A 747-nucleotide genomic window follows, 5' to 3' on the forward strand; every position below is an offset into this window, starting at 1 on the left:
TACAGGAAGGCCAACGGTGGCGCCCAAGAAGGATTTCCGCGACACCGAGACCAATAGCGGAAGCCCCAACGCCGACTTCAGCTTTTGAAGGTTCGACAGCACGTGCAGCGATGTTTCCGGTGCGGGGCTCAAGAAAAATCCCATCCCCGGATCGAGGATGAGCCGGTCGGCAGCGACCCCGCTCCGTCGCAAGGCGGAAACCCGCGCCTCGAAGAACCGCACAATCTCGTCGAGCGCGTCTTCGGGTCGAAGGTGACCGGTGCGGGTGGCGATGCCATCCCGCTGCGCTGAGTGCATAACCACCAGCCTGCAGTCCGCCTCAGCAATATCGGGATAGAGCGCAGGGTCAGGAAATCCTTGGATATCGTTCAGGTAGCCCACGCCGCGCTTGAGCGCATAGCGCTGGGTTTCCGGTTGGAAGCTGTCGATTGAAACACGGTGCATCTGATCGGACAGGGCGTCTAAGAGCGGCGCAATACGTCTGATCTCATCGGCCGGCGATACAGGCCTCGCGTCCGGATGGCTGGCGGCCGGTCCGACATCCACGACGTCTGATCCGACTCGCAGCATTTCGATCGCCGCGGTGACAGCGCCGGCGGGGTCTAGCCGCCGGCTCTCATCGAAGAAGGAGTCCTCGGTGAGATTCAGAATGCCGAACACCGTCACCATGGCGTCGGCCTCCGCAGCGACTTCCACGATGGGGATCGGGCGAGCAAAAAGGCAGCAATTATGAGCCCCATACCTACA

At 61.7% G+C, this 747-nt stretch carries 1 protein-coding gene and 1 pseudogene; both read right to left on the reverse strand.

The genetic code is table 11. From position 1 onward, the window contains the following. On the reverse strand, positions 1-669 hold a 669-nt coding region (gene folP / locus ACOTXR_RS25130), incomplete at its 3' end, for a dihydropteroate synthase (protein ID WP_072661680.1). Then, positions 663-747: pseudogene (locus ACOTXR_RS25135) on the reverse strand (QacE family quaternary ammonium compound efflux SMR transporter); the annotation flags it as partial. The gene folP and the pseudogene ACOTXR_RS25135, both read right to left, overlap by 7 nt.

The organism is Enterobacter cloacae complex sp. IR53030 (assembly GCF_049238365.1).
Classification (GTDB): Bacteria; Pseudomonadota; Gammaproteobacteria; order Enterobacterales; family Enterobacteriaceae; genus Enterobacter; species Enterobacter kobei.